The organism is Variovorax sp. VRV01 (genome assembly GCF_014852545.1).
Lineage (GTDB): Bacteria > Pseudomonadota > Gammaproteobacteria > Burkholderiales > Burkholderiaceae_C > Variovorax > Variovorax beijingensis_A.
This window is the reverse complement of the sequence record NZ_JACVBS010000002.1, coordinates 393,188-416,799: the sequence shown is the minus strand read 5'-3', so window position 1 is coordinate 416,799 and position 23,612 is coordinate 393,188. Positions and strand designations below refer to the sequence as shown.

25 protein-coding genes and 1 riboswitch are annotated in these 23,612 nt (G+C 68.1%); of the genes, 5 read left to right on the top strand and 20 right to left on the bottom strand.

Annotated elements, in window-relative coordinates; all coding sequences use genetic code 11:
* Positions 1–12 precede the first annotated feature (12 nt).
* Genes IB278_RS05680 through IB278_RS05655 form a run of 6 tightly spaced genes read right to left on the bottom strand, consistent with a single transcriptional unit; the run spans position 13 to position 6,635 of the window.
* A complete protein-coding gene (locus tag IB278_RS05680) occupies positions 13–1,833 on the bottom strand; it encodes an AMP-dependent synthetase/ligase (RefSeq protein WP_192322924.1) in 1,821 nt (606 codons plus the stop codon).
* Positions 1,830–2,657, bottom strand: coding sequence for an ABC transporter ATP-binding protein (locus IB278_RS05675; protein ID WP_192322923.1), 828 nt, complete (start codon positions 2,655–2,657; stop codon positions 1,830–1,832). Before IB278_RS05675 ends, IB278_RS05680 begins: the two co-directional genes overlap by 4 nt.
* A complete protein-coding gene (locus IB278_RS05670) occupies positions 2,657–3,841 on the bottom strand; it encodes an ABC transporter substrate-binding protein (RefSeq protein ID WP_192322922.1) in 1,185 nt (394 codons plus the stop codon). Before IB278_RS05670 ends, IB278_RS05675 begins: the two co-directional genes overlap by 1 nt.
* A 15-nt stretch (positions 3,842–3,856) precedes the next feature.
* A complete protein-coding gene (locus IB278_RS05665; RefSeq protein ID WP_145745894.1) occupies positions 3,857–4,894 on the bottom strand; it encodes a branched-chain amino acid ABC transporter permease in 1,038 nt (345 codons plus the stop codon).
* Positions 4,895–4,896: 2 nt separating this feature from the next.
* On the bottom strand, positions 4,897–5,775 hold the full coding sequence (locus IB278_RS05660) for a branched-chain amino acid ABC transporter permease (RefSeq protein WP_145745893.1): 879 nt from the start codon (positions 5,773–5,775) through the stop codon (positions 4,897–4,899).
* Positions 5,775–6,635, bottom strand: a complete 861-nt coding sequence (locus tag IB278_RS05655) for an ABC transporter ATP-binding protein (protein ID WP_192322921.1) — start codon at positions 6,633–6,635, stop codon at positions 5,775–5,777. Before IB278_RS05655 ends, IB278_RS05660 begins: the two co-directional genes overlap by 1 nt.
* Before the next feature lie 139 nt (positions 6,636–6,774).
* On the opposite strand from IB278_RS05655, the gene IB278_RS05650 reads away from it, so the two are divergent.
* The 3 genes from IB278_RS05650 to arfB are packed head-to-tail and all read left to right on the top strand — an operon-like array spanning position 6,775 to position 9,123.
* Positions 6,775–7,473 (top strand): TetR/AcrR family transcriptional regulator, encoded by a 699-nt coding sequence (locus IB278_RS05650; protein ID WP_225612738.1) that lies wholly within the window; start codon positions 6,775–6,777, stop codon positions 7,471–7,473.
* A 41-nt stretch (positions 7,474–7,514) separates the two neighbouring features.
* Positions 7,515–8,699 carry an acetyl-CoA C-acyltransferase family protein gene (locus IB278_RS05645; RefSeq protein ID WP_145745890.1) on the top strand — a complete coding sequence of 395 codons (1,185 nt, stop codon included), beginning with the start codon at positions 7,515–7,517 and terminating at the stop codon, positions 8,697–8,699.
* A gap of 16 nt (positions 8,700–8,715) precedes the next feature.
* Complete coding sequence (gene arfB, locus IB278_RS05640; RefSeq protein ID WP_145745889.1) at positions 8,716–9,123, top strand: alternative ribosome rescue aminoacyl-tRNA hydrolase ArfB; 408 nt, start codon at positions 8,716–8,718, stop codon at positions 9,121–9,123.
* On the opposite strand, the gene IB278_RS05635 is transcribed toward arfB, so the two are convergent.
* Positions 9,092–9,622 carry a hypothetical protein gene (locus IB278_RS05635; RefSeq protein WP_192322920.1) on the bottom strand — a complete coding sequence of 177 codons (531 nt, stop codon included), beginning with the start codon at positions 9,620–9,622 and terminating at the stop codon, positions 9,092–9,094. The genes arfB and IB278_RS05635 overlap by 32 nt on opposite strands.
* A gap of 113 nt (positions 9,623–9,735) precedes the next feature.
* On the opposite strand from IB278_RS05635, the gene IB278_RS05630 reads away from it, so the two are divergent.
* Positions 9,736–10,305 carry a DUF3299 domain-containing protein gene (locus tag IB278_RS05630; RefSeq protein WP_186454229.1) on the top strand — a complete coding sequence of 190 codons (570 nt, stop codon included), beginning with the start codon at positions 9,736–9,738 and terminating at the stop codon, positions 10,303–10,305.
* A gap of 35 nt (positions 10,306–10,340) precedes the next feature.
* Here IB278_RS05630 and IB278_RS05625 read toward each other — a convergent pair whose 3' ends face one another.
* The 6 genes from IB278_RS05625 to IB278_RS05600 all read right to left on the bottom strand — a co-directional run bounded on the left by IB278_RS05625 (position 10,341) and on the right by IB278_RS05600 (position 15,855).
* On the bottom strand, positions 10,341–12,086 hold the full coding sequence (locus IB278_RS05625) for a SulP family inorganic anion transporter (RefSeq protein WP_192322919.1): 1,746 nt from the start codon (positions 12,084–12,086) through the stop codon (positions 10,341–10,343).
* 88 nt (positions 12,087–12,174) lie between these two features.
* Positions 12,175–12,597, bottom strand: a complete 423-nt coding sequence (locus IB278_RS05620; RefSeq protein WP_192322918.1) for a DUF2501 domain-containing protein — start codon at positions 12,595–12,597, stop codon at positions 12,175–12,177.
* Positions 12,598–12,676: 79 nt separating this feature from the next.
* Positions 12,677–13,888 carry a beta-ketoacyl-[acyl-carrier-protein] synthase family protein gene (locus IB278_RS34195; RefSeq protein ID WP_192322917.1) on the bottom strand — a complete coding sequence of 404 codons (1,212 nt, stop codon included), beginning with the start codon at positions 13,886–13,888 and terminating at the stop codon, positions 12,677–12,679.
* The gene (locus tag IB278_RS05610) at positions 13,885–14,127 is read right to left on the bottom strand and encodes an acyl carrier protein (protein WP_012746984.1); all 243 of its coding nucleotides are present in this window, start codon (positions 14,125–14,127) and stop codon (positions 13,885–13,887) included. Before IB278_RS05610 ends, IB278_RS34195 begins: the two co-directional genes overlap by 4 nt.
* A 93-nt stretch (positions 14,128–14,220) precedes the next feature.
* On the bottom strand, positions 14,221–14,937 hold the full coding sequence (locus IB278_RS05605) for a phosphatase PAP2 family protein (RefSeq protein WP_192322916.1): 717 nt from the start codon (positions 14,935–14,937) through the stop codon (positions 14,221–14,223).
* 75 nt (positions 14,938–15,012) lie between these two features.
* Positions 15,013–15,855, bottom strand: a complete 843-nt coding sequence (locus IB278_RS05600) for an AraC family transcriptional regulator (RefSeq protein ID WP_145745883.1) — start codon at positions 15,853–15,855, stop codon at positions 15,013–15,015.
* Between the two features lie 88 nt (positions 15,856–15,943).
* Between IB278_RS05600 and IB278_RS05595 the strand changes: the two genes are divergently transcribed.
* Positions 15,944–17,197: an MFS transporter gene (locus tag IB278_RS05595; protein ID WP_192322915.1), complete on the top strand. Its 1,254-nt coding sequence runs from the start codon at positions 15,944–15,946 to the stop codon at positions 17,195–17,197.
* An 18-nt stretch (positions 17,198–17,215) separates the two neighbouring features.
* Here the strand turns inward: IB278_RS05595 and arsC are convergent, their stop codons facing one another.
* The 7 genes from arsC to IB278_RS05560 form a co-directional block, all read right to left on the bottom strand.
* On the bottom strand, positions 17,216–17,599 hold the full coding sequence (gene arsC, locus IB278_RS05590; RefSeq protein ID WP_192322914.1) for an arsenate reductase (glutaredoxin): 384 nt from the start codon (positions 17,597–17,599) through the stop codon (positions 17,216–17,218).
* A gap of 10 nt (positions 17,600–17,609) precedes the next feature.
* Positions 17,610–18,293 (bottom strand): glutathione S-transferase family protein, encoded by a 684-nt coding sequence (locus tag IB278_RS05585; RefSeq protein ID WP_145745880.1) that lies wholly within the window; start codon positions 18,291–18,293, stop codon positions 17,610–17,612.
* Positions 18,294–18,325: 32 nt separating this feature from the next.
* The gene (locus tag IB278_RS05580) at positions 18,326–18,838 is read right to left on the bottom strand and encodes a 6,7-dimethyl-8-ribityllumazine synthase (RefSeq protein WP_192322913.1); all 513 of its coding nucleotides are present in this window, start codon (positions 18,836–18,838) and stop codon (positions 18,326–18,328) included.
* 108 nt (positions 18,839–18,946) lie between these two features.
* A riboswitch (FMN riboswitch) is annotated at positions 18,947–19,116 on the bottom strand.
* A 115-nt stretch (positions 19,117–19,231) separates the two neighbouring features.
* On the bottom strand, positions 19,232–20,326 hold the full coding sequence (locus IB278_RS05575; protein ID WP_192322912.1) for a DNA glycosylase AlkZ-like family protein: 1,095 nt from the start codon (positions 20,324–20,326) through the stop codon (positions 19,232–19,234).
* Positions 20,327–20,359: 33 nt separating this feature from the next.
* Entirely contained in the window at positions 20,360–21,238 is an 879-nt protein-coding gene (locus IB278_RS05570; protein WP_192322911.1) for a sugar phosphate isomerase/epimerase family protein, read from the bottom strand.
* Positions 21,239–21,246: 8 nt separating this feature from the next.
* Positions 21,247–22,434 (bottom strand): dihydrodipicolinate synthase family protein, encoded by a 1,188-nt coding sequence (locus IB278_RS05565; protein WP_192322910.1) that lies wholly within the window; start codon positions 22,432–22,434, stop codon positions 21,247–21,249.
* A gap of 10 nt (positions 22,435–22,444) precedes the next feature.
* Positions 22,445–23,608 carry a Gfo/Idh/MocA family protein gene (locus IB278_RS05560; protein ID WP_192322909.1) on the bottom strand — a complete coding sequence of 388 codons (1,164 nt, stop codon included), beginning with the start codon at positions 23,606–23,608 and terminating at the stop codon, positions 22,445–22,447.
* Between the last annotated feature and the right edge of the window lie 4 nt (positions 23,609–23,612).

Below are 23,612 nucleotides of genomic sequence, written 5' to 3'. Positions count from 1 at the left end.
ACGCGCTGCGGGTCAGGCGCGGTACAGCGCCTCGATCTCTTCGGCGTAAGCCTTGTAGATGCTGGAGCGCCGCACCTTCATGGTTGCGGTGACTTCGCCGTCGTCGTGGTCCAACTCTTTTGTGAGCAGGTGAAAACGCCGGATCTGCGACACCTGCGCGAGCCTGTCGTTGCCGCGTGAAATTTCCGATTCGATCAGCGCGCGCACCCGCGGCTCTTCCACCAGAGAGCGGAAGTGCGTGAACGGAATGCGCTCGGCCTCAGCCCACTTGCCCACCGTTTCGTAGTCGATCTGCAGCAGCGCGCCGACGAACTTGCGTCCGTCCGCCACCACGATGCATTCCTTGATGAAGGGACTGCCCTTCATGGTGTTCTCGATCTCCGAGGGCGTGAGGTTCTTGCCGCCGGCCGTGATCATGATGTCCTTCAGGCGGTCGATGATGCGCAGCTGGCCATCCTCTTCGCGCACCACGTCGCCGGTGTAGAGCCAGCCTTCGCGGATCGACGCGGCCGTGGCCTCGGGGTTCTTGTAGTACCCCTCGAACACCATCTCGCCGCGCACCAGCAGTTCGCCCGCTTCGCCGATGCGGTGCTCGGTGCCCAGCGTCGGCGGGCCGACCGTGCCGATCCTCACGGCATCGCTGCGGTGGCCGGCGATCATGCCGGTCGATTCGGTGAGGCCGTACACCTCCACCAGCGGCACGCCCAGCGTGCGGAAGAAGCGCACCACGTCGGCCGGAATCGGCGCCGCGCCGGTGAGTGCGACGCGCGCGCGCCGCAGGCCGATGAAGTTCTGCAGCGCGCGCAGCACCGTCCAGTAGTACAGGGAGAAACGGCCGCGCTCGGCCAGTGTCCAGGCGCTGCGCGGCTTCTCGGCCAGCGGCGCGCAAGCCGCGAGCGCGCGGTGGAACAGCGCGCGCTGCAGCCGGCCCGCCTCCTGCATCTTGATGCTGATGCCCGCATGCAGCTTCTCCCAGATGCGCGGCACGCCAAGGAACATGGTGGGCGCCACTTCGCGCAGGTCTTCCTGCACGGTGCGGATCGATTCGCCGAAGTTCACCTGCGAGCCCAGGTAGACCGGCACGAAGGCCGTGAGCATCTGCTCGGCCACGTGGCACAGCGGCAGGTACGAAAGATGCGTGGTGTCGCCGTCGAGCGACAGCCGCTCGACGATGCCGGGCACCACGCCGCGGATGTTGCGGTACGAGATCATCGCGCCCTTGGGCTTGCCGGTGGAACCCGAGGTGTAGATCATCAGGCCGATGTCGGCGAGCGTCTGGCGTTGCAGGGCGGCTTCGATCAGCGCGTCGCCCTCGCGTGCGTGCACCTCGGCGCCGGCCTGTTCCACTTCGGCAAAGGTTGCGATGAGTCCGCGCACTTCGGGCGGATAGCTCGCCAGGCCCTTGGTCTCGATCACGACGATCTTGCGCAGGCGCGGCAGCTGGCCGATGGCCTCGAGCACCTTGTCGGTCTGCTCCTGGTCTTCGCAGACGATCACCTCGATGTCTGCATGGCCGACCACGTAGGCCACTTCGTTGCTCGGGCTGGTCGGGTAGACGCCGACGGTCACGGCGCCGATCAGGCCGGCGCCCATCTGCGCGAGCAACCACTCGACGCGGTTCTCGGAGACCACGCCGAGATGCCCGCCCGGCGCCAGGCCCATCGCACGCAGGCCGAGGCCGAAGCGGGATGCGCGGCGCAGGTAGCCGGCCCAGTCCAGCGGATGCCAGATGCCGAAGTCCTTCTGGCGGATCGCGATGCGTTGGGGCCGCAAGCGCGCCTGCTCGCGCAGCATCTGCGGCAATGTCAGCGAGGGAAGCGCAGCATCGGTCATGAGAGCCAGCGCTTGCGGCGCTTGTAGTGCTTGAGCGCGCGAAAGCTGCGCGACTCGCCGCTGCCGCCCACGCCCAGGTAGAACTCGCGCACGTCGGGGTCGGCCGCGAGCCGCTCGGCGCTGCCGTCGATCACGACCTTGCCGCTTTCCATGATGTAGCCGGTATGGGCAATGGCCAGTGCCACGCTCGCGTTCTGCTCCACCAGCAGCATCGAGGTCCCGCGCTCGGCGTTGATGCGCGCGATGATCGTGAAGATGTCTTCCACCAGCCTGGGCGAGAGGCCCAGGGAGGGTTCGTCGAGCAGGATGAGCTTGGGCTGCGCGACCAGCGCGCGGCCGATGGCCAGCATCTGCTGCTCGCCGCCCGAGAGATAGCCCGCGAGGCCCTTGCGGCGTTCGTGCAGGCGCGGGAAGTACGCGTAGACGTCGTCGAAGTTGCGCGGCGGCGCGGGGCCGTCGCGCCCAGTGAGCGCGTAGGTCGCGGCGATCAGATTCTCCTCGACCGTCAGGTCCTCGAACACGCGCCGGCCTTCCATCACATGGCTCAGGCCGCGCCGCACGAGTTGCTGCGGCGCCAGCTGAGCGGTCGGCGCGCCGTCGAACACGATGCGGCCCGCCTCCACCTCGCCGTCTTCCAGCGCGAGCAGGCCCGACACTGCCTTCAGCGTGGTCGACTTGCCCGCCCCGTTGCTGCCGAGCAGCGCCACGATCTGCCCGCGCGGCACGGCCAGCGACAGGCCGCGCAGCACCTGCACGACCTTGTTGTAGACCACCTCGAGGTTGTTGACCTCGAGCACGAGGTCGGGTGCCGTGCGCGCGTCCATCAGTTCAGCGAGATCCAGTCCGATGCCGGCACCATCTTCTGCGCCTTCATGTCGGCCTTGTAGACGCGGCCCACCGGAATCGAGTTGCCCTTGACCGTGATCGGCATGCCAATGAGCCCGCCCGTGTCGAAATCCTTGATGGTGTTGAGCGAGGCCTTCAGGTTCTTGCCGTCCAGCGGCTTGCCCGCATCCAGCGTGCGCCTGACCGCTTCGGTGAACAGCATCGCGGTGAGAAAGCCCTGCGTGTAGGCCGTGCTCTGGTACTCGGGACGCAGCGCACGGATCTTGTCGAGCATCGGCGCCTTGGCCGAGGTGTCGTAGTAGTAGCGGTAGGGCATCACGCCCATGAAGCCGTCGGCGCCTTCGCCCATCTTCATGACGGTGGAGCTGTCCATGGTCCAGAAGGTGCCCATCCACTTGCTGGTCATGCCCATCTGCTTGCCCTGCTGCACGAACTCCGGAATGGGCGCGAGGATGTAGCCGTGGAAGATGGTGTAGTCGGGCGCAGCGCGGCGCAGCTTGATGACTTCGGTCGACACGTCCACGCTGCCCGGCGGCGTCATGAGCTTGACCGGCACGGTGAGGCCCAGCTTCTTGGCGGCGGCTTCGCTGGCTTCGATCGGATCGCGGCCGAATTCGGAATCGGAATACACGAAGGCCACCTTTGCACCCGGCTTTTCCTTGGCGATGTGGCGCAGCAGGATGCCGATCTGCTCGGTGTAGTCGGGACCGACCAGGAACTGGTTCGGGTACTTGGCCGAGTCGTTGAGTTCGGTGGCAAACGAAGCGCCGGCCATGAGGATCTGGCCGTTGCGTTCGAGCTCGGGGTTGATGGTCTTGGAGAAGCCGGTCGAGTCGCCGTAGTAGAGGTTGACCTTGTTCTGGCTCGTGATCTTCTTGAAGGCAGCCACCGACACATCGACCTTGTAGCCCGTGTCTTCCGGCACATAGCGCAGCTTGCGCCCCTTGATGCCGCCCGCGTCGTTGACGATCTTCACGTAGTCGGCGATGCCGGCGTTGATGCCGACGCCTGCGAAGGCGAACACGCCGGTCATCGGGATCGAGCCGCCGATGACGATGTCCTCGTTGCCCTGTGCGTTCGCGAGCGGCACGGCAGTGACTGCAAGGCCGGCCGCGATCAGCAAAGCGCGGCGATGGTGGGAAAGCTTCGGTGTCTTGGGCATGCTTGTCTCCTGGTTCTAGTTGCGAAACGGCCATAGATGGAAGAAGCGGCGGATGCGCCGCCACACTTCTGCGAGCCCGTGCGGCTCGAACACCAGAAATCCGACGATCAGCAGCCCGAACACGACGGTGCGCACGGGCGACAGGAATACGGTCATCTCGACGCCGCCTGGCAGCAGGTCGACCACCAGCTTGAGCAGCTCGGGCACCATGGTCATGAACACCGCGCCGAAGATGCCGCCGAGGATCGTGCCCATGCCGCCGACGATGATCGCGGCCAGGAAGAAGATCGACATCAGGAGCGGAAAGCTCTCCGGCGTGACCACGCGGAAGAAGTAGGCCCAGAGGCCACCCGCCACGCCCGCATAGAACGACGAGAGCCCGAACGACAGCAGCTTGTAGCGCAGCAGCGGAATGCCCAGCACCTCGGCCGAGATGTCGCGGTCGCGGATCGCGATGAAGGCCCGGCCCACACGCGTTCGGAACAGGTTGGCCGCGCCGAGCACCATCAGCAGCATCACGGGCACGATCACCCAGTAGAGCCGGAACGAGGTATCCAGCGGCAGTCCGAAGAACTGCGCCGGCGGCAGCGAGAGGCCCGAAGTGCCGCCCGTGAGCTTGAGGTTGGCGAACAGGAAGTGCGCGATGAACGACGCGGCGATGGTGGCGATGGCGAGGTACAGGCCCTTCACGCGCAGCGAGGGGATGCCGACGACCAGTCCGCCGAGCATGGCGACGATGCCGCCCGCGGCGATGTTGAGCAGGAAGGGCGTGCCGAGCCGCGTCTGCATGATCGCGACGGTGTATGCGCCCAGTCCCATGAACGCTGCCTGCCCCAGGCTCACCAGACCCGTGTAGCCGGTAAGGATGTTGAGGCCCGTCGCGCTCGCCACGTTGATGGCGACCAGGCACGCCAGGTAGAGCCAGTAGTCGCTGGCGATGAATGGGAACAGCACGAGCAGCGCGGCGCCGACCACAAGCCACACCTTCTGGGTGCGCGAGTCGAACAGCGCTGCGTCGGCTGTGTAGCTTTGCTTGAGGGTGCCGATGCGCATGGCTAGAGCCTCTCGATTTCGTGTGTGCCGAAGAGGCCGTATGGCCGCACCATCAGCACGAGCACCAGCACGATGAAGGTCGCAAGCAGCTTGTACTCGCCGCCGAGATAGGCCCCCGCGAGGGCCTCGACCAGCCCGATGAAGAGGCCGCCGACCAGCGCACCCAGAACGCTGTCGAGCCCGCCGACGATCACCACCACCAGCACCGACAGCCCGAATACCCCCATCGACGACGAGATGCCGCCGATGGCGCCGACGATGACGCCGGCCACCGCCGCGATCATGGCCGAGGCCACCCACGCGAGCGAGAACACGCGCGGCACGTTGATGCCCATCGAATAGGCCGCCGCCTGGTCGGAGGCGGTGGCCCGCAGCGCCACGCCGCCACGCCAAAATCGGAACAGCAGCAGCACCATGCCGATCAGCACGACCGCAATCGACGCGCCGTAGGCGATCTTCGGCGCGAGGAATGCGTCGCCGATCATCACCGGCGCGTTCGGCAGGAATTCGGGCAGCCGGCGCTGGTCTGCGGTCCAGATGATCTCGACCAGCCCGACGAGGATCGATGCAAGGCCGACCGTCACCATGAACACCGAGATCGGCGGCTCGCCCAGCAATGGCCGGATCATCGTGCGCTCGATCACCGCGCCCAGCAGGCCGGTGCCGATCACCGAGCCCAGCGCCGCAAGCCAGATCGGCAGCGAAAAGCTCGCAGCAAAGGTGAAGAACAGGTAGGCACCGGCCATCAGCATCTCGCCGATGGCGATGTTGACCACGCGCGTGGCCTTGTAGACCAGCACGAATGCCAGCGCGGCCAATGCATAGATCCCGCCGCCGGCAATGCCGGTGAGCGCAATCTCGAACAGGTAGGCCCAATCCATCAGGCTGCTCCTGCCATGGGTTCGCCGCGCAGCCGCCGCCGCAGCTCGCCGACGTCGCCCGCGCCGAGGTAGGCGCGGACTACCTCGGGGTCGGCCTGCACCTGCGCCGGCGTGCCCTGCGCGATCACCTGGCCGAAGTTGAGCACCACGACGTGGTCCGACAGCTCCATCACCATGCCCATGTCGTGCTCCACCATCAGCACCGTGATGCCCCATTCGCGCCGCACATCGAGAATGAAACGCGCCATGTCCTCGGTCTCCTCGCGGTTCATGCCGGCCACGGGTTCGTCGAGCATCAGCACCTTGGGCTGCATGGCCAGCGCGCGCGCCATTTCCACGCGCTTCTGCAGGCCGTAGGGCAGGGCGGCCACCGAGGCGTGGCGGATGTGGTCGATCTCGAGGAAATCGATGATGCGTTCTTCCACGTCGCGCCGCAGCTCGGCTTCTTCGCGGCGCGCACGGCCCAGGTAGAACAGCGCGTCGAACACATTGGTCTTCAGATGCGTGTGGCGGCCGAGCTTGATGTTGTCGAGCACCGTCATGCCGCGGAACAGCGCGATGTTCTGGAAGCTGCGCGCCAGGCCCAGCGCGGCGCGCTTCGGCGCGGGCAGGCGCGTGATGTCCTCGCCCTCGAACAGCACGCGGCCCTGCGCGGGCTTGTAGAAGCCCGAGATCGTGTTGAACAGTGATGTCTTGCCCGCACCATTGGGGCCGATCACCGCGGTGATCGAGCCGGGCGCCACGCCGAAACCCACGTTCGTCAGCGCCTTGACGCCACCGAACGCGAGCGTCAGCGCGTCGACCTGGAGCACGGATGCGGCAGGGGCGCAGAAGTCGTCCCGGTGGGGCTCGTCAGGCATGGCTAAGGAGGAGGCGCTAGCGTCAGGGTTTGTGTCCAGGACCAAAAAAGCTACTGGCCCGTAAAATTACTACTGGTGGGTAATGTCACGGTTCGCCGCAGGCCGCGGCATCAGGACTTTCCCCGCCCGCACAAACCCCATGGCCCGTCCTGCCCTCGTCGCATCCTCTCCCTCCGCGTCCCCCGCAGCGCTTTCTCCCTGGGCGCCCGCCGGCAAGCGCGCGCAGCAGCGCGAGGTCAAGCGCAACGCCGTGCTGCAGACGGCGGCCCAGCTTTTCAACGAGCGCGGCTTCCATGCCACGTCGCTCGACGACATCGCCGAGCGGCTCAACGTCAGCAAGCCCACGCTCTACTACTACGTCGAGAGCAAGGACCAGATCCTGCTGGAGTGCGTGAAGACCGCGCTCGACCTGATGCAGGCCGGCATCGGCGAGGTGCGTGCCGCGGGGGGCAGCGCCATCGACCAGCTCAAGGCCTGCATGCGCATCTATTCGGGCGTGGTCACGCAGGACTTCGGCATGTGCGTGATCCGCATTGGCGAAGACCCACTGCCCGCTCCGCTCAAGAAGGAACTGCGTCGCCTCAAGGCCGGCATTGACGGGCAGTTTCGCCGGCTCATCGAAAACGGCGTCGCCGAAGGCTCGATCGCGCCCTGCGATCCCAAGATGGCCGCCTTCATGCTGGCCGGCGCGCTGAGCTGGATCGGCCGCTGGTACCGCCCCGATGGCGAGCTCACGCCCGACCAGATTGCCGACCAGGGCATCGATCTGCTGTTGAATGGCGTGCTGCATCGCCCCGCCGCGGCGCGCCGCAAGCCCGCGGCGGCGAAGGCCAGATGAGCGGCCATCGAATCCATTTTTCAATCCAGGAGAACCACACCATGACAACGCGCGACATCTTCGTGGTCGGCACCGCCCGCACCGCCATCGGCACCTTCGGCGGCGCGCTGAAGGACGTGCCCAACACGCAACTGGCCACCACCGCCGTCAAGGCCGCCATCGAGCGCAGCGGCGTGGCCGCCGATGCCATCGGCCACGTGGTCATGGGCAACGTGATTCCCACCGACGTGAAGGACGCGTACCTGAGCCGCGTGGCCGCCATCGACGCGGGCTGCCCGATCGAGACGCCGGCCTTCAACGTCAACCGCCTCTGCGGTTCGGGCCTGCAGGCGATCGTGTCGGCGGCCCAGGCCATTGCGCTGGGCGACTGCGACATCGCCATCGGCGGCGGCTCGGAATCGATGAGCCGCGGGCCTTACTTCGACACCTCGGCGCGCTACGGCGCACGCATGGGCGATGCGGTGCTGGTCGACTATATGCTTGGCATCCTGCACGACCCGTGGGAGAAGATCCACATGGGCATCACGGCCGAGAACGTGGCGGCGCGCTACGGCATCACGCGCGAGCAGATGGACGAACTGGCCGTGGCCAGCCAGCAGCGTGCGGCGGCGGCCATCGCTGCCGGGCGCTTCAAGGAACAGATCGTTCCGGTCGAGGTGAAGACGCGCAAGGGCGTCGTGCTGTTCGACACCGACGAGCATGTGCGTGCCGACACCACCGCGGAGACGCTCTCGAAGATGAAACCCGCGTTCAAGAAGGACGGCCTCGTGACCGCCGGCAATGCCTCGGGCATCAACGACGGCGCGGCCGCCGTGGTGCTGGCCGAGGGCGGGCGCGCCAAGGCGCTGGGCCTGAAGCCGCTGGCGCGCCTGGTCGGCTATGCGCATGCCGGCGTGGAGCCCGCGTACATGGGCATCGGCCCGGTGCCGGCCACGCGCAAGGTGCTGGAGCGCACGGGCCTGAAGGTCGCCGACTTCGACGTGATCGAATCGAACGAAGCCTTCGCGGCGCAGGCCTGCGCGGTGATCAAGGAGCTGGGCTTCGATCCGGCCAAGGTGAACCCGAACGGTTCGGGCATTTCGCTCGGCCATCCGGTAGGCGCGACCGGCGCGATCATCACGACGAAGGCGATCGCAGAGCTGCACCGCACCGGCGGGCGCTATGCGCTGGTCACGATGTGCATCGGCGGCGGGCAGGGCATTGCGGCCGTGTTCGAACGCGTTTGAAGGCACACTTGCGGACATGCTCCGCCCACCCATCCTGATCGACCCCGACGAGGTCGAGTTCAGCGCCATCCGCGCGCAGGGCGCGGGTGGCCAGAACGTCAACAAGGTGTCGAGCGCGGTGCACCTGCGCTACGACATCCACGCGAGCTCGCTGCCTGCCGACGTGAAGGAGCGGATGCTCGCCCTGCGCGACAGCCGCATCACGCAGGAAGGCGTTTTCGTTCTCAAGGCACAGCAGCACCGCACGCAGGAAATGAACCGCGCCGACGCGCTCGTGCGCCTGCAGGAGGTGGTCGACAGCGTGGCCACGCCGCCGCGCGTGCGGCGCGCCACCAAGCCTACCTACGGTTCGAAGCAGCGGCGGCTCGAAGGCAAGAGCCAGCGCTCGCAGATCAAGAACCTGCGCGGACCGGTGCGGGACTGACCGGCTTGCCGCCGCGCAGCCGCTTGATCTGCAGCGTCACGCCGACCAGGTACAGCACGCCGAGCCCCGCGGTGATCGCCTTGAGTTCGGGCGCATCGGCATTGGGCAGCAGCGGCGCGCCCAGCGGCAGGCGGGTCAGGGTTTCGGTGAAGGCCGGAATCCAGTGGAACAGGAAGCTGGCCGAGAAGGCCGCGGCTTCGACGTAGCGCGAGGCCTGGCCGAAGAGGGCGCCGCGGCCGGCGGCTGCACCCACGGCCAGTGCCGCGAGCGTCAGGATCCCCAGCGCATGCGGCTTGCCGAAGCCGCCGTGCTGGAAGATGCCGAAGCCGGTCAGGCAGGTCAGCACGGTGGTCCACACGAAGACCCGGCCCCAGCCGGTGCGCAGCGTGATTTCCCTGTAGCGGAACAGGGCGACCAGCCCCGCGATCACGGCGATCAGGCTGATCGCGGTGTGAACAATGCCAAGGGACGTGAGTCCCAGCCATCCTGTTGCAGCCATGCGGATCTCCTCGGAGTCGTGGTGGCGCGATTCTGGCCGGGCGCGGGCAATTTGTCCTCACCGTTAAGCCCCCGCTAAGCTGGCGGACACGGGCCGCAAGCACAATAGGCGCCATGAGAGCCTTCTTCCGCCGCACTTTGCCGGCCTTCCTGCTGGCGCTGGGCGCCGCTGCCCTGGCGGGCTGCGGGCCGGCCGCCGGCACCGGCGCGGTGCCGGCGGCTGCCGCGCAGGAACTCAAATGGGAAGAGCTCGTTCCCAAGAACTGGGACCCGACCAAGCGCTACCGCAACCTCAGCCTGGAGTCGCTGCGCGACAACGACCCGCGCGCGATTCAGATGCTCGACGAGATGCGCGCCGTCTGGGACAACGCGCCGGTCAACGTGGCGCTCGACGGCACGGCGGCGCGGCTGTCGGGCTTCGTCGTCCCGCTGGACAACACGCAGGCCGGCATCCGCGAGTTCCTGCTGGTGCCGTACTTCGGTGCCTGCATCCACACGCCGCCGCCGCCGGCCAACCAGATCGTGCACGTGGTCGCGGCCGACACCGTGAAGGGCCTGCATGCCATGGACACGGTGCGCGTGAGCGGCCTGCTGAAGGCGGCGCGCTATTCCTCCGTGGACATGGGCGTGAGCGGCTACGAGATCAAGTCGGCCTCGGTGGAGCCTTTCGTCGCGGCGCGCTGACGTGGTCTTCATGGCGCGGCCGCCGGGCCCTTCGTTCAGCGGCCGTCGTCGTCCTCCGGCACCGGCAGCGGCGGAACGTCGGCCCGCTGCTGGGTCAGCGCCGCCAGCGCCTCGCCGTCGGTGCGGTAGCTGAACAGCATCGGCCCCGGCGCGAGCAGGCCGGCGCGCTCCAGCACCTGCATGGCCGGCAGCTTCAGGCCGCTCAGGTGCAGGCGCACGCCCTTGGCCTCCATCATCCGGCGGATCGAACCGAACACTTCGGCGCCGGTGATGTCGATGCGGTTGATGGGCTGCGCAAAGAGGCACACGTCGGTGAGTTCGGGGCGCTCGGCCAGCGCGGTCGTGAGTGCGCGCTCGAGCGTGGAGGCCGAGGCGAAGTCGAGCTCGGCATCCATGCGCAGCGCATAGAGCTGCGGCGCCAGCGGCGGCAGTTTCCAGAGCTTGCGGTCGCGCAGGCTGCCGTCGGGATGCAGGCCCACCTCGATGATGCGCGGGTGCAGGTGGCGGTACATGTAGTGCGCCAGGCTCGCGAGCAGGCCGCCCAGCACGCCCCAGTAGATGCTCGGCGCCGTGGCGATGGTCAGCACGAAGGTGCCGAACGAAATGCCCGCCTCGATGCGCGACACGCGCCAGAGCGCGACGAAGCTCGCCGGCTTGACCAGCCCCAGGATGGCCGTGACCACCACCGCCGCCAGCACCGCCTGCGGTACGTGATAGAGCAGCGGCATCAGCCACAGCAGCGCACCGGCCACCACCACCACGCTGAACAGCGTGGCCCAGCCGGTCTGGGCGCCTGCATACAGCGTGATGGCCGAGCGCGAGAACGACGAACTGGTGGGAAAGGCGCCCGTGAAGCCAGAGGCCAGCTTGGCCAGGCCCTGGCCGATCAGGTCCTGGTTCTCGTTCCAGAGCGTGCCGGCGCGCGCGTTGTCGACCTTGGCGCTCGACGCGGTTTCGAGAAAGCTCACGAGCGTGATCATCAACGCAGGCAGCACCAGCGCGCTGAGCGTGTTCAGCGGCAGCAGGCCCGGCCAGTAGAAGGAAGGCAGGCCCGAAGGCAGGCTGCCCACCACGGCGCCGCCCCGCAGTGCGTAGCCGATGCTCCAGCTGATGGCCGCGGCGCCCGCCACCAACGCCATGGTGGTCGGGAAGCGCGGCGCAAGCCGCTTGCCGAGCCACAGCACGGCGATGCTGCCGAGCCCGAAGGCAATGGCGACCAGGTCGGGCGGCGGCCCGCCCTGCAGCACCTGGGGAAGGGTGCGCCCGGTGAATCCGAGCAACGCCGGCAGCTGCGAAATGGCGATCAGCACCGCCGCGCCCTGCGTGAAGCCGATCAGCACCGGCGAGTTGACCAGCCGCAGCAGCCAGCCGAAGCGCCCGATGCCCAGCACGATCTGGATCGCGCCCGACATCAGCGTGAGCCACACCGCCATTTCCACCCATTCGGCGCTGCCGGGTACCGCCAGCGGCGCGAGCGATGCGCCCACCAGCAGGCTGGTGAGCGCCGTGGGCCCGACCGACAGCCGCTGCGACGAACTGAAGATCACCGCGATGAGCGCCGGGAACAGCGCCGCATACACGCCGGTGACCAGCGGCATGCCCGCCAGCGCGGCATAGGCCACGCCCTGGGGAAGCACCATCAGCGCCACCGTGATGCCCGCCATGGCCTCGTTGCGCAGCAGCGCCGCGGAAGGACGGGGCCAGGCCAGGCAGGGAGCCCAGCGCGCGATGCGCTGGCGCAGGGAGGAAGAAGCGGAGGAGGGGGTGGCTGCCGGATTCATGGATGGTGGGTGGCTTGCTGGCGATTGTCCTGCGCCACCGCAGGCGGAAACTGGGGCGGCCGCTCGGGCCGCGCGCGTGGGAGAGTGGCTAGACCAGCGAGCTCGCGTTCTTGAGCACGTAGTCGCAGGCTTTTTCCTTCACCTTCGACGAGAGCATCTTGAAGTTCAGCGTCTTGCCGTCGCCGCCCTTGAGCAGCCCCTTGGCGCCGCTCGCGAAGCCGGTTTCCTGCTGCTTCTGACCGGTGATCCTGGCCAGCAGCTTGTCCTTCACCGAGGCCGCATCGCCGCCCAGGTAGTTGTTCTTGACGCAGTACTGCAGCACGCCGGCCGCATTGCCCATGGTGCTGGAGCCGATCGCGGGCATCTTGAAGCCGAGGTTCTCGCCGAGGGCAGCGCCGCCGCCCGAGGAGCCCATCTGGTCCTTGAGCCTGCCGAGCAGGTCCGACTGGGCCGAGGCTGAAACACTGGCCGCAACCAGCGCGATGGAAATCATTGCGGTGCGAAAACGCATGATGATGAACTCCCGTTTGTCGAGGTGATCGATTGATTGAAGATTCCATCGTCAGCATACCCCCGACGGAACCCCGGTTTCACGGGCGGCGGAAGAGCAGCACGGAATTCGTGCCGCCGAATGCGAAGGAGTTGCTCATGGCCGCCTCGATGTTGGGCGCGCTGGTGTCGTGCGGCGTGACGAGGTTCAGGCTGCAGGCCGGATCGACCTCGCTGCAGTTCGCATTCGGCGGCAACTGGCGGCGGTGCAGCGCCAGCACCGTGACGAGCGCCTCGATGGCGCCCGCGGCGCCGAGCATGTGGCCGTGCAGCGCCTTGGTGGAGCTGACGCGCAGGTTGCCCAGGTCATCGCCCCACACATCGGCCAGCGCGTTGCGCTCGACCACGTCGCCGATGCGCGTGGCCGTGCCGTGCGCATTGCAGTAGCCCACGTCGCGCGGCTGGAGGCCGGCCTGGCGCAGCGCCTGGCGCAGCGCGCGCGCCTGGCCGGGCGCGTCGGGCTTGGTGAGATGGGTGGCGTCGCTGCCGAGGCCCCAGCCGGCCAGCGTGGCATAGCTGCGGGCGCCGCGGCCGCGCGCGCGTTCGGCCGATTCGAGCACCAGGAAGGCCGCGCCTTCGCCCAGTGCGAAGCCGCTGCGGTCGCTCGCGAAGGGCCGTACCGCGCCGGCCGCTTCGCCGGGCTGGAAGCTGGCCAAGGTCTGCATCGCCTGCCAGGCCAGCACCACACCCGGCACGATCAGCGCTTCGCTGCCGCCGGCAATGGCCATGTCGACTTCGCCGCGTTCGATGGCCTTGGCCGCTTCGGCAATCGCCACCGACGACGAGGCGCAGGCGACCGAATAGGTCAGCACCGGTCCCTGCACGCCCTGGCGCATGGCCACGTGGGCCGCGGGCGCGTTGGGCATGAAGGCCGGAATGGTGAGCGGAGACACCCGCCCGTTGCCGCGGTAGGCGGCCTCGAGTGCCGCGGCGCCGCCCATGCCGCAGCCGGCATAGATGCCGACGCGTTCGGGATCGGCGTCGTTGTTCGGTGCAAGGCCGGCATCGCGCAGCGCGAGGTCGGCGGCGGCCACCGCGAGCTGGCTTACGCGGTCGACCCCGGCGAGCTGCAGCTTGGTGAACCAGCGTGTTTCGTCGAAGGCCACCGTGGCCGCGGCGGCGGGCTTGGGCAGTTCGGGGAAGATCGGCTGGATGGCCGACTGGCCGTCGAGCAGGGCCTGGAACAGCGCGCCGGGCTCGTCGCCGTGCGGCGCCACGACGCCCAGTCCGGTGACGCAGACCTCGTGCTTCACGCTGTCTTCGCGGCCCTGACCTTGTCGACCAGCACCGCGAGTTCGTTCAGGGTGTCGATGTTGGCGTCTTCATCGGGCATGGTGATGCCGAAGTGGTCCTCGATGGCAAACAGGAACTCGGCCAATGCCAGCGAGTCGAGCCCGCCGGTTTCGCGCATCGATGCGTTGGGGTCGAGCTTGGACGGTTCGATACCGTACTTCTCGTGGATCAGGTCCTGCAATTCCTTCAGCGAACTCATCGTGCGATGCCTGTTGTCGTGTGCCAGCCGCTGATCGATCGCCGCCCTGGGGGCGCTGCGTGGGATCGACCCCTTCCTCGCTCGGCTTGTGGGTCAGTGATGGCCAATGATATCCGCTCCCACCAGGGTATTGCTTCGGCTTGCGCCCTTCGGCCGCCAGCGCAGCGAAGGAAGTGCGAAGGCCATTCCCAGCAGCGCGCCGGCCAGCGCGTCGAGCACCACGTGCTGCTTGACGGCCAATGTCGAATACGCGATGGCGGCAAACCACAGCCAGTTGGCAAGGCGCAGCAAGACCGGCGTGCGCGCCTCGCGCAGCACGTGGTCCAGCCGGATGGCCGTGAAGATGGCCACCGCCACGTGCATCGAGGGGCAGGCGTTGCCCGCGGCATCCACGCCCTGCAGCATCGCGAAGCCGGGATAGCCCGACACGTCGATGGCCAGCGGCGGTATCTGCGTCGGCCAGAAGTAGAAGAGGCCCAGGCCCGTCAGGCACAGCGCGCCGATCCACAGGCCGTAGACCACCAGCTCGCGAAAGTTGGGCTGCAGGCCGGGCGCGACGCCCACGTAGACCCACAGCGAGAGGTAGGCGCCCAGCGTGTAGGGCTGGAACGGAATCAGATGGTCCAGCGCCGTGAGCGGCATCACCACGACCGGGTAGGCCGGGTTGCGCAGCATGTGGAAGTAGCCGATGAAGAACAGCCAGGTGAAGACCGTGGTGCCGATCGCCTTGAGCCAGAAGAGGCGGCGAATGCGCGCGCCGATGTCTGCGGTCCAGGTCTGGGGGCTGTGCGTTCGCGGAAGGGGCGCCATGGGCAGGAGGTCGGGTGGTCCGTGGTTTTGTCGGCCGGCCGATCTTGCCAGAGCGCCGTGACGGCATGGCGCCATTCAGGCCAGCGCGGCGGATCGCTTCTTGTGCTGGAAGGACGTGGGCGAACGTCCGGTGGCGGCCTTGAACATGGCGCAGAACGCGCTGTCGGTGGCGTAGCCGCTGGCCGCCGCCACCTGGCTCACGGCCATGCCGCGCGCCAGCAGCGGCAGTGCATGCGCCATCACGGCTTGCTGGCGCCACTGCTGCCAGCTCATGCCGAGCTGGTCCCGGAAGAGCCGCGCCACGGTGCGCTCGCTGGCGCCGATGGCGGCGGCGCGTTCGGCCAGCGTCGCGCGGTCGGCCGGGTTGCGCAGCAGCGTTTCGCACAGCTGGCGCAGCCGCTTGTCCGACGGCAGCGGCACGTCGATGCGGATCTGCGTGGCGCGTTCGAGCTCGTCCACCAGCAGCGGGGCGATCATGCGTTCGCGCTGCGGCGCGTGCGGGTCGGCCGGCGGCAAGCCGTCGGGCGTGGTGTCGAGCGCGAGCATCAGCGCGCGCAGCAGCGGGCTGATCTCGAGCACCTCGCATTTTTCCCAGGGCGGGCCGAGCCAGGCATGCAGGTACACGGTGCGCAGCTCGGCGTCCTCGATCAGCATGATGCTGTGCGGCATGTTGGCCGGCACCCAGACCGCGCGCGAGGGCGGCACGATGTAACTGCCGTCCTGCGTGCTGAGCCGGATCACGCCGCGGGTCGAGAAAGTGAGCTGCGGCCAGGGGTGCTGGTGCAGCTCGACGAAGGTGTCCGCGCTCAGGAAGTGTTCCTTGGCGCGCAGCGGCCTGACCGCGTCGGGTGCGTAGAGATGCGGCGTGAGCGACGCGACGCTGGTGACCGGGGAAGGGGGTGAAACGGCGCTTGGCATGGTTTCGACAAATGTTGTCGCTGTATCGCCATTCTGCCGCGGCCAGCGGGCATAGCATCGGTGCCTGCGCGGTTTTTTGTAGCAATCCATGTCTTCCTCTCCCTCCCCGACAGCCTCTTCTTCCACCAGCTTGCGCGGCGACGCCCAGCTCATCGGCCTGGTCGGCCTGGCCCATGCCATCAGCCATTTCAGCCAGCTGATTCTGGCGCCGCTGTTTCCCTGGCTCAAGGACGCGTTCAACGTGAGCTACACCGAGCTGGGCGCGGTGCTGACGGTGTTCTTCGTGGTCTCGTGCATCGTGCAGGCGGCCTCGGGCTTCATCGTCGACAAGCTGGGGCCGCGGCCGGTGCTGTTCGTCGGGCTGGGCGCGCTGGGCCTGGCGGCCTTCGGCTATGCGCTGGCCCAGAGCTACTGGATGCTGCTGCTGTGCGCCATCGTGGGCGGCATCGGCAATGGCGTGTTCCACCCGGTCGACTACACGCTCTTCAACCGCAAGGTGGCACCGACGCGCCTGGGCCACGCCTACAGCGTGCACGGCATCACCGGCAGCCTGGGCTGGGCGCTGGCGCCGGCCTTCGTGGTGCCGATCGCCATTGCCTTCTCATGGCGCGTGGCGCTGGCCTCGGCCGGTGCGCTGGCCATCGTGGTGCTGCTGGTGCTCTGGGCCTACCGCAGCGTGCTGGCGCTGGACGTGAAGGCGGTGCACAAGGCCACCGGGCACGGCGAACCGGCGCCCATCGGCGGCGAGTTCGACTTTTTGCGCATTCCGGCCGTGTGGATGTGCTTCGGCTTCTTTTTCTTCTACGCCGTCGTGATCAGCGTGGTGCAGACCTTCGCGCCGGCTGCGGCAGGCCACCTGCATGCGGTGCCGGTGGCGCTGGTGGCGGTGTGCCTCACGGTCTACATGGTGGCGAGCGCGGCCGGCATGGTGGCGGGCGGCTTCCTGGCCTCGGACCCGTCGCGCTGCGAACGCATCGTGGGCATCGGCTTCGGGGTGGCGGCCGCACTGGCGCTGGTGCTGGCCTTTGCGCAGTTTCCGCCGGTGATGGTGCCGGTGCTGTTCGGTGCCATGGGATTCGTGTCGGGTGTCGCGGGGCCCTCGCGCGACCTGCTGGTCAAGCGCTCGACGCCGCCCAACGCCACCGGCCGCGTCTACGGCGTGGTGTATGCGGGCCTGGACATCGGCCAGGCGCTGGCGCCGCTGGTGTTCGGCCGCTTGATGGACCATGGCCAGTACACCAGCGTGATCGCCGGCCTGGCGCTGGTGCAGGCGGTGCTCATTGCCAGCGCCTTCAACGTGACGCGGGTGCGCCGCACGGCGCTGATGCCGGCCTCGGCCTGATCTCCCGCGGATTTCGGCTCAAGCCGTGGACAGGATCTCGCGCACCCGCTCCCAGGGGCGGCACATCAGCGTGCCGCGCGGCGAGACGACGATGGGCCGCTGCAGCAGGATCGGGTTCGCGATGATGAAGTCGAACAGCTGGTCGTCGCTCCACTTCGGATCGGCCAGCCCCAGCGCTTCGTAGGGCGCTTCCTTCGTGCGCAGCAGGTCGCGCGCGCCCAGGCCCATGGCCTTGGCCAGCTCGCGCAGCTTCTTCTTCGAAGGCGGCGTTTCCAGGTACAGGACGATCTCGGGTTCCACGCCGCTCTCGCGGATCAGGCCCAGCACGTTGCGCGAAGTGCTGCAGTTGGGCTTGTGGAAAATGGTCATCGGGTAATCGGTGGTCGGGGTGCGTGCGGCCATGGTGTCGTCGTCAGTCTTTCTGTGTTTCCTGGTCCATCGAGAACGGAAAGCGCGCCGCCCAGAAATCGGCCAGGCGCGGATCGGCATCCACGCGCCGCACCACCTGCGCCATGCGCGGCGCCACGCGGTAGAAGCGCCTGCGCCGCGGCGTCCAGCGCGACAGCACGGTCACGTAGAGGTCGAGCATGCTGATCTTCTCGCCGAGCAGGTAGGGCGCGGGCTCGTCGATCTGCGTGTCCATCAGGTGCCAGCAGTGCGCGATGCGCTCGGCCGTGCGTTCGAGCATCACGGCCTGCGCGGCCGGGTCGGGCGTGAGGCGCGTGGGTTCGTCGCGCACCCAGAACAGCGAGTAGATGGCCGCCGGCAGGTAGACCATCCATCGCAGGTAGCGCGCACGCAGCGGATCGCCGGGCGCGGGGCAGAGCCCGGCCTCCGGATAGCGGTCGCCAAGCCAGATCAGCATGGCGGCGCTCTCGGTCATCACCTCGCCCGACGGCAGCACGAGCGCGGGCACCTGCTGCATCGGGTTGATGCCCGACATGCGCTCGCGCTCGGAGTCGTTCTCCCAGGGTGAGACATCGACGGTGTCGACCTGCGCGCCGATCAGCGTCAGCGCGGCATGGACCGGCGTGGCGCCCGAGCCGGGCGCGCCGTAGAGGGTGTAGCGGTCGTTCGAAGCGGATGAAGAAGCCATCCGCCCAGATTACTTCAGCTGCGTGCCGGTTGTCACGCGGCCAGCACGGCGTCGACCTTCTTCAGGCCCTCGAGCGTCTTCACGCAGGCCTCGGCCACCTCGGTGCCCTTGACGGCGAAGTGGCGGTGGAAGTACTTGCGGTGCTCCACATGCTCGTGGAAGTGGTGCGGCGTGAGCACGGCCGAGAAGATCGGCACGTCGGTCTCGAGCTGCAGCGACATCAGCGTGCTGACCACGGTGCCGGCCACGAACTCGTGGCGGTAGATGCCGCCGTCGACCACCAGCGCGCAGCCCACGATGGCCGCGTACTTGCCCGAGTTGGCGAGCCGCTTGGCATGCAGCGGAATCTCGAAGGCGCCGGGCACGTCGAAGATGTCGATCAGCTCGCGCGCCACGCCGAGCCGCTCCATCTCGGCAAGGAAGGCGTCGCGCGCCTGGTGGACGATGTCGGAATGCCATTGCGCCTCGACAAAGGCAATGCGCTCGCCGCGCGGCGTGGCCGTCGCGTCGACGGCGGAAAGGGGAAGGTCGTTGATCTGACTCATGGTGTGCCTCTTGAAAGCAGGTTTCCTGAATCAGGGCGCACGAAACCGCAGGGCAGCACACGTGCCGTTGCAAAAAGGAATTGCAAGGCGCGCGGGCCGGCCCGCATTTCGCGCTCTCTTTCATCCGGACTGTGACCGTCGGCTTCGGAATCGCACCGAAATCTGCTGACCCCGCCGCCTGTTGCAGGCCTTGGGCGCTCGCGGGCTCGTGCGGCCCTTCTCTCGAAGAAACCGCCATGACCGCCGGTGGGGAGTTTCGCCCCGCCCTGAGAACGCTTGCCGTCCGGCATGCCGGACGACGGTGCGATTCTAGGAGCGGTCGGCCGCCCGGGTTGTCGCCCGTGCGCCAGACCTTCGGCGGCGCGGGGATTTTCTCTGCACGCGCGGTACGGCTCAGCGCTTCGCGAGGAATTGCGTCATGCGGTGCAGCTCGTCGTCGAGCGCCGCGCGGAACAGTGCATCGCGCGGTCTGCGGTCGGCGTAGCCGAAGGCGGGCTGCAGCCCGCCTTCGGGCGCCGTGACGTTGGCCCAGCCGATCACGCGCTCGTGCCAGAGCATCGGCAGCGCGTAGTAGCCGAACTGCCGCTTCGGCGCCGGCATGTAGGCTTCGAACTTGTACGTCCAGCCCCACAGCAGCTCGAAGCGGCGGCGGTCCCACACCACGGGATCGAAGGGCGCGAGCAGGCGCACTTCCTCGTCGGGCGCATGGCGCCGCGAAGCCGGGTTTTCATCGACGGGCCAGTACCAGGTGGTGCCATCGATGCGGCAGCTCGCGAGCCGTTCGTCGCGCGCCAGGCGCAGCGCGGCCTGCGTCTGGGCCGACAGATGCGGCGCGCCGTAGCCGAGCAGCCGCACGAGGTACGTGAGGCTCGCGGCCGGAAGCGGCGCGTATTTGCGCACCACCAGGTCGATCAGCGCGGCGGCGCGTTGTGCGCGGCCGGCGGGGCTGTCGTCGGCCGGCACATGCGTCACGGCCTCGTAGACGCGCGTGCCGCTGTCGCGCCGCACCACGCGCAGCATGCCGCGGTAGTGCAGGCCGTCGAGCAGGCGCGTCGTCGCATTGCTCGAGCCGCCCCAGTAGTTCTTGACGCTGCCATGCGCAAAGTGCTGTTCGACTTCACGCGGATGCACCGGCCCGTGCTCGCGCACGAAGGCCAGCACGTCGGCGGCCTTGCGCTGCGTATCGGCATCCCAGGCGCGCCGGGCTTCGCGCGGATGCATCAGCGCCAGGTGCTCGCGCGGCAAAAAGCCGTAGTTGACGAGGCAGTCTTCCTCGATGGCCAGGCGGGTGTAGCGGCTCTCGAGATCGCCGGCGCGGTAGTCCTTCACGCGGTGGCGCAAGGTCAGGTCCTGCGCGCGCGCCGGTGCGCGGATCGGGTCGGCCTGGACGAAGCCGAGTCGCCGGATCGCGCCCGGCAGCGTCGTCGGCTTGAAGAGGGTGCGCGCTATGGCGTAGCGGCGCAGGTCGTCGAGGGTCGGGGTGGCCATGGGCGAATTGCAGCACAACCCCGAATGTCTTCGCTAGACAGCTTGCTTGTGCCGTTCAATACACGCGTCGAGCGTTTCGCTGCCAGGCCGCTGCCACCAGTCGAGGTTCGAGAAGATCTCGACTTCGCTGAACCCCGCGAAGCCCGCGTCCTCGACCCAGCCGCGGATCTTCTTCAGTTCGACCACGCCGTCGCCCATCATCCCGCGGTCGGAGAGCAGGTCGCGCGTGGGCGTGAGCCAGTCGCAGACGTGATACGCCAGCAGCCGCTCGCGGCCGGCGCGGGCGATCTGCTGCTGCAGTTTCGGATCCCACCAGACGTGATAGATGTCCAGCGCCACGCCCAGCATGCCGCTCCTGCCCGCGTCGAGTTCGTCGCAGATGTCCAGCGCATGTTCGAGCGTGTTGATGCAGGCGCGGTCGGCCGCCTGCATGGGGTGCAAGGGCTCGATGCCCAGCGGCATGCCGACTTCGCGCGCGTATTCGAGCGATGCGGCAATGCCGTCGCGCACCTCGCCGCGGGCGCGGGCAATGTCCTTGTAGGCGGCCTTGCCCTCGAGCGCGCCGGGCAGGGCACCGACCACCAGCACGAGGCAGGGCGCATCGAGCGTCCTGGCCTCGTCGATGGCGCGGCGGTTGTCGTCGAGCGCGGCCTGGAGGCCCGCTGCATCGGCCGCCGGAAAGAAGCCGCCGCGGCAGTAGCCCGAGAGGCCGATGCCGTGCGCCTTCAGCTGCTTCGCGACCTTGTCGAGCCCGACCGCCGCCACCTGGTCGCGCCAGGGGCTGATCGCGCGGATGCCGCGTTCGGCGCACTGGTCGATGATGCGGTCCAGCGGCACCTCGGCACCCAGCTGCTTGCGCACGGTGGCGGTGTTGATCGACAGCCAGTCGTGGTTCTGTGAGAAGTCGCGCATGGCTTCGATCAACTCTCCACGCCGTGCAGCGCCAGCAGCGTCTTCATGCGCCGCACAGCGAGCTCCGGCTGCTCCAGCAGGTTGGCCGCATCAGCCAGCCGGAACAGCTCGGCAAAGTGCTGCAGCGAGCGCGTGCTCTGCTGGCCGCCCACCATCGTGAAGTGCTTCTGGTGGCCGTTGAGCCAGGCCATGAACACCACGCCCGTCTTGTAGAAGCGCGTGGGCGCCGCAAAGATGTGGCGCGACAGCGGCACCGTGGGGCCGAGGATCGCGTCGAACTTCTCGGTGTTGCCTTGCGCCAGTGCGCCCAGGGCAGCGCTCGCTGCGGGAGCAATGGCGTCGAAGATGCCGAGCAGCGCATCGCTCTTTCCGTGCGTGGGCTCGCTGCCGAAGCCGTCGCCGGCAATCAGCTCGGCGTAATTGAAGTCGTCGCCGGTGTACATGCGCACGCCCTTTGGCAGGCGGCGGCGCATCGCGATTTCCTTGTCCTTGTCGAGCAGCGAGATCTTGATGCCGTCGACCTTGTCGGGATGCGCCGCAATGATGCCGATCGCGGTGTCCATCGCGGCGTCGACGTCCTTCGTGCCCCAGTAGCCCGCCAGTGCGGGGTCGAACATGTCGCCCAGCCAGTGCAGCACCACCGGCTGCTTCGCCTGCGACAGGAGGCGGTCGTACACGCACTCGTAGTCGGCGGGGCTCTGCGCCACGCGCGCCAGCGCACGGCTCGCCATCACGATCAGTTGGCCGCCCAGCGCTTCGATGGCGGCCATCTGCTCTTCGTAGCCGCGGATCACGTCGTCGACGCGCTTCACCTCGTCGAGGTTCAGGTGGTCGGTGCCGCAGCCCGAGGCGACCCGCGCGCCGGGCACGTCCCTGGCCGCGTCGAGCGAGCGGCGGATCAGCTCGAGCGAGGTCGGCCAGTCCAGGCCCATGCCGCGCTGCGCCGTGTCCATGGCTTCGGCCACGCCCAGGCCCAGCGAGAACAGGTGGCGGCGGTAGGCGATGGTCGCGTCCCAGTCGACCGCGCTTTGCAGCCATGGGTCGATCGCGGCCAGCGGGTCGGCCACCACGTGCGCGGCCGAATAGGCGATGCGGTTGAACTTGACGCCCGCATCGGGCTTCACCGGCGCGGTGCCGCGCAGGGCGTAGGGCGCGAGCGAGCCGCTCGCGGTGGGGAGGTTCAGGGTGAGTGCCATGCCCGCCGCCTCAGATCTTCAGCTGCGGCACGTCGATCCAGCGCCGGTCCTTCCACGACGCGAGCGCGGCCTCGACCAGCTGCACGCCCTTGGCGCCTTCGGGCAAGGTCCACTTGTAGGGCTCGTTCTCGACCACATGGCGAATGAAGTGCTCCCACTGGATCTTGAAGCCGTTGTCGCAGACCTGCGAATCCGGAATCTCCTGCCACTGGTCGAAGAAATTCATCATCTGCTTCTCGTCGGGGTTCCACACCGGGCGCGGCGTGGCCACGCGCGACTGGGCGCGGCAACTCGACAGGCCCGCCACGGCCGAGCCGTCGGTGCCGTCGACGTGGAAGGTCACGAGGTCGTCGCGGCGCACGCGCGTGGCCCAGCTCATGTTGATCTGCGCGATGACGGGCTCGCCGTTGTGGCCGGTGAGCTCGCAGGTGGCGTAGGCCGCGTCGTCGGCAGTGGCTTCATAGGGCTTGCCGGCCTCGTCCCAGCGCTTGGGGATGTGGGTGGCGCCAATGCAGGAGACCGACTTCACCTCGCCGAACAGGTTGTCCAGCACGTAGCGCCAGTGGCACATCATGTCCAGGATCATGCCGCCGCCGTCTTCCTTGCGGTAGTTCCAGCTCGGGCGCTGGATGGGCTGCAGGTCGCCCTCGAACACCCAGTAGCCGAACTCCAGGCGCACGCTGAGCATGCGGCCGAAGAAGCCGGCGCGGCGCAGCATGTCGAGCTTGCGCAGGCCCGGAAGGAAGAGCTTGTCCTGTACGGCGCCGTGCTTCAGGCCCGAACCTTCGGCCAGGCGCGCGATCTCGACAGCCTCGTTGAGGTTGGTGGCGATCGGCTTCTCGCAGTACACGTGCTTGCCGGCGCGGATGGCCTTGGCCAGCAGCGTGGGGCGCATCTGCGTGGTGCCGGCGTCGAAGAAGATCGTGTCGTCCTTGTTGGCGAGCGCCGCGTCGAGGTCGGTGCCCCAGCGCGCGATGCCGTGCTTCGCTGCGAGTGCTTCCATCTTCTCGGCGTTGCGGCCGATGAGGATCGGGTCGGGCATCACCTTGTCGCCGTTGGACAGCGTGACGCCGCCTTGCGCGCGGATCGCGCAGATGGAGCGGATCAGGTGCTGGTTCATGCCCATGCGGCCGGTGACGCCGTGCATGATGATTCCGAGTCGTTGGGTGGCCATCGTT

What these genes read in the sequence shown, in the direction of transcription:
- IB278_RS05680 (WP_192322924.1), bottom strand. Translation starts at nt 1,833, where the DNA reads ATGACCGATGCTGCGCTTCCCTCGCTGACATTGCCGCAGATGCTGCGC.
- IB278_RS05675 (WP_192322923.1), bottom strand. Translation starts at nt 2,657, where the DNA reads ATGGACGCGCGCACGGCACCCGACCTCGTGCTCGAGGTCAACAACCTC.
- IB278_RS05670 (WP_192322922.1), bottom strand. Translation starts at nt 3,841, where the DNA reads ATGCCCAAGACACCGAAGCTTTCCCACCATCGCCGCGCTTTGCTGATC.
- IB278_RS05665 (WP_145745894.1), bottom strand. Translation starts at nt 4,894, where the DNA reads ATGCGCATCGGCACCCTCAAGCAAAGCTACACAGCCGACGCAGCGCTG.
- IB278_RS05660 (WP_145745893.1), bottom strand. Translation starts at nt 5,775, where the DNA reads ATGGATTGGGCCTACCTGTTCGAGATTGCGCTCACCGGCATTGCCGGC.
- IB278_RS05655 (WP_192322921.1), bottom strand. Translation starts at nt 6,635, where the DNA reads ATGCCTGACGAGCCCCACCGGGACGACTTCTGCGCCCCTGCCGCATCC.
- IB278_RS05650 (WP_225612738.1), top strand. Translation starts at nt 6,775, where the DNA reads ATGGCCCGTCCTGCCCTCGTCGCATCCTCTCCCTCCGCGTCCCCCGCA.
- IB278_RS05645 (WP_145745890.1), top strand. Translation starts at nt 7,515, where the DNA reads ATGACAACGCGCGACATCTTCGTGGTCGGCACCGCCCGCACCGCCATC.
- arfB (WP_145745889.1), top strand. Translation starts at nt 8,716, where the DNA reads ATGCTCCGCCCACCCATCCTGATCGACCCCGACGAGGTCGAGTTCAGC.
- IB278_RS05635 (WP_192322920.1), bottom strand. Translation starts at nt 9,622, where the DNA reads ATGGCTGCAACAGGATGGCTGGGACTCACGTCCCTTGGCATTGTTCAC.
- IB278_RS05630 (WP_186454229.1), top strand. Translation starts at nt 9,736, where the DNA reads ATGAGAGCCTTCTTCCGCCGCACTTTGCCGGCCTTCCTGCTGGCGCTG.
- IB278_RS05625 (WP_192322919.1), bottom strand. Translation starts at nt 12,086, where the DNA reads ATGAATCCGGCAGCCACCCCCTCCTCCGCTTCTTCCTCCCTGCGCCAG.
- IB278_RS05620 (WP_192322918.1), bottom strand. Translation starts at nt 12,597, where the DNA reads ATGCGTTTTCGCACCGCAATGATTTCCATCGCGCTGGTTGCGGCCAGT.
- IB278_RS05610 (WP_012746984.1), bottom strand. Translation starts at nt 14,127, where the DNA reads ATGAGTTCGCTGAAGGAATTGCAGGACCTGATCCACGAGAAGTACGGT.
- IB278_RS05605 (WP_192322916.1), bottom strand. Translation starts at nt 14,937, where the DNA reads ATGGCGCCCCTTCCGCGAACGCACAGCCCCCAGACCTGGACCGCAGAC.
- IB278_RS05600 (WP_145745883.1), bottom strand. Translation starts at nt 15,855, where the DNA reads ATGCCAAGCGCCGTTTCACCCCCTTCCCCGGTCACCAGCGTCGCGTCG.
- IB278_RS05595 (WP_192322915.1), top strand. Translation starts at nt 15,944, where the DNA reads ATGTCTTCCTCTCCCTCCCCGACAGCCTCTTCTTCCACCAGCTTGCGC.
- arsC (WP_192322914.1), bottom strand. Translation starts at nt 17,599, where the DNA reads ATGGCCGCACGCACCCCGACCACCGATTACCCGATGACCATTTTCCAC.
- IB278_RS05585 (WP_145745880.1), bottom strand. Translation starts at nt 18,293, where the DNA reads ATGGCTTCTTCATCCGCTTCGAACGACCGCTACACCCTCTACGGCGCG.
- IB278_RS05580 (WP_192322913.1), bottom strand. Translation starts at nt 18,838, where the DNA reads ATGAGTCAGATCAACGACCTTCCCCTTTCCGCCGTCGACGCGACGGCC.
- IB278_RS05575 (WP_192322912.1), bottom strand. Translation starts at nt 20,326, where the DNA reads ATGGCCACCCCGACCCTCGACGACCTGCGCCGCTACGCCATAGCGCGC.
- IB278_RS05570 (WP_192322911.1), bottom strand. Translation starts at nt 21,238, where the DNA reads ATGCGCGACTTCTCACAGAACCACGACTGGCTGTCGATCAACACCGCC.
- IB278_RS05565 (WP_192322910.1), bottom strand. Translation starts at nt 22,434, where the DNA reads ATGGCACTCACCCTGAACCTCCCCACCGCGAGCGGCTCGCTCGCGCCC.
- IB278_RS05560 (WP_192322909.1), bottom strand. Translation starts at nt 23,608, where the DNA reads ATGGCCACCCAACGACTCGGAATCATCATGCACGGCGTCACCGGCCGC.